The organism is Flavobacterium bizetiae (assembly GCF_902804475.1).
Taxonomy (GTDB): Bacteria; Bacteroidota; Bacteroidia; order Flavobacteriales; family Flavobacteriaceae; genus Flavobacterium; species Flavobacterium bizetiae.
Map to the genome: position 1 here is coordinate 1 of NZ_CADCSU010000224.1, position 2,037 is coordinate 2,037.

Consider the following 2,037-nt stretch of genomic DNA (forward strand, 5'->3'; position numbering starts at 1 on the left):
GTGAAATAGATCGTGAAATTAAATTATTTATTATGTAGAAAATTATATTGTTATCGTTATTTCACGTTCCGTAGGAACGTTTATTTGACATCATCATTTTTTTTTAACCATCTAATTTATCAAACGTTCCTACGGAACGTAAACGTGACCTGCAAGCACTTTTCTACCGATGAAACATTCCTACGGAATGACAAATTGGTGTAAGGAATTTATGAGAAAAACAATTAAATGAACTTATATTACTTATATGGTGAAATATATGGTGAAATATATGGTAAAATTTAATTATTTATTATGTAGTAATTTGCTTTTTATTCGGCTTAAATGAACCGTTGTCACACCAAGATAAGAAGCAATATAATGTTGCGGAACGCGCTGAATAATTTGAGGTCTTTCTTCAATTAAATTAAGATAACGCTGAGTAGGAGAGTCCTTTATAAAAGATACAAAATATTTCATATAATCGAAAGTACGCTCAAAAAGCATATTGATTAAACGTTCTCTTAATTCTGGAATTTCTTTGATTTCGTCCAGAATTTTATCCAGATCATTTTTATGAATCCACCAGACAATAGCAGGTTCGATAGTTTCAACCACCACCGGACTTGGTATTTTCTTCATAAAACTTTCGATAGAAGCCACGCTCTGATTTTCGAAAAAAAACTGAGTCGTGAGATCTTTTCCGTTATTATTGAACCAAACCCGAATGCAGCCTTTTTCGATAATAAAAAGCTTTTTTGAAATTTCGCCTTCTTCTAAAAGAGTCGTTTTTGCAGGAATTTCAACGCGATTGAAATAACCGGTGTATTCCAGCCATTTTTCATTGGTTAAAGGGAATTTATTTCGGAATTGGCTAAACATGAATTAATTACAAATTTATAATTAAGAACTAATTCGAATTCGATTCCAATTCAAACAATTGCACCTGGCTTTTCAAACGATCAATCAATAAATTCATCATTCGTTTATTCAAACTAGATGAATTCTGAATATAAGTATCGTATTCTTCAATAGTAAAAAGCGCCATCACAATCCCTTTTAGCGAATTTCGGAACTTAATATCTTTCTGAATGGAATTTTCGATCGTTTGCAATTTCTTTTCGACTGTATACGAATAGAAATCAGCTTTGTTTTTATTAACATAGTTGATAAAAACCGCAATAAACAAATCATTTTGAAGTTTTAAAATAGGTCTAATCGTCTGATTTTGAAACAACTCATCCGGTGAAGATTGAGCGCTTACAGTTCCTAAAGTTTCTCCTCTGAATTCTCTTAAAAAAGCATCTCTATCTTCCATGTTTTTTCTTTAAATTTAGAAAAAATTATAATGCGAAAATTAGTTTTGCTATATGAATTATAAATAAAATTTCACCATATTAGAGATACAAAATAGTATAAGTAGATCTCAAATTAAGCGTAAAGCTTTAAATGAACTTACATGACTTATATGGTAAAAAAGAAAAATCCTTCCTATGAATATAAAATCTTTATTGTTTTTAATTTCAATCGTAATCTTAATCGTGTCCTGCAATTCTAAAGACAAAAAAAGCGAATACAAGCATATTGTATATCATGCCATAAACGATAAAGACACCGCAATTTTATCTATAAATATTAATGACAAAAGATTTTTTGGACATTACGAAAGATCGTATTATCAACAAGGCAAAGATTCAGGAGATGTTAGGGGAGATATAAAAGGAGATACTTTAAGAGGCGATTTTCATTTTATATCCAACGGAGGAAGCTGGAAAAGAATTCCATTAGCTTTGCTAAAAAAAGAAAACAAACTCTATTTAGGAAGCGGCATCATTACAACTTACTTCAATCTACCGTGTTTCATGCCCGGAACACCAATAGAATACCATAATTCGAAGTTTGTTTTTGAAGAAATTAAAAAATAGTTTTCAGTCTCAGTCTCGGTTTTCAGTTTAAGTTTTTAACCGCAAAGATTCTGTGTTGATTTCCAAATTTAAATCTTAATTTTTATTAGTTTTGCTTTTCAAGACAGTCATTGAGCTAGTCTCTATAGCGTGT

General features: G+C 30.4%; 3 protein-coding genes. 1 reads left to right on the plus strand and 2 read right to left on the minus strand.

The window, feature by feature from the left end; genetic code table 11:
* Positions 1–285: 285 nt before the first annotated feature.
* Both FLACOL7796_RS24285 and FLACOL7796_RS24290 read right to left on the minus strand, forming a co-directional pair.
* Positions 286–861, minus strand: a complete 576-nt coding sequence (locus tag FLACOL7796_RS24285; RefSeq protein WP_173973343.1) for a Crp/Fnr family transcriptional regulator — start codon at positions 859–861, stop codon at positions 286–288.
* Positions 862–889: 28 nt separating this feature from the next.
* Positions 890–1,297: a glyoxalase gene (locus tag FLACOL7796_RS24290; protein WP_173973344.1), complete on the minus strand. Its 408-nt coding sequence runs from the start codon at positions 1,295–1,297 to the stop codon at positions 890–892.
* A gap of 175 nt (positions 1,298–1,472) precedes the next feature.
* Here FLACOL7796_RS24290 and FLACOL7796_RS24295 point away from each other — a divergent pair, with 175 nt between their 5' ends.
* Positions 1,473–1,904 (plus strand): hypothetical protein, encoded by a 432-nt coding sequence (locus tag FLACOL7796_RS24295; RefSeq protein ID WP_173973345.1) that lies wholly within the window; start codon positions 1,473–1,475, stop codon positions 1,902–1,904.
* Positions 1,905–2,037: the final 133 nt, after the last annotated feature.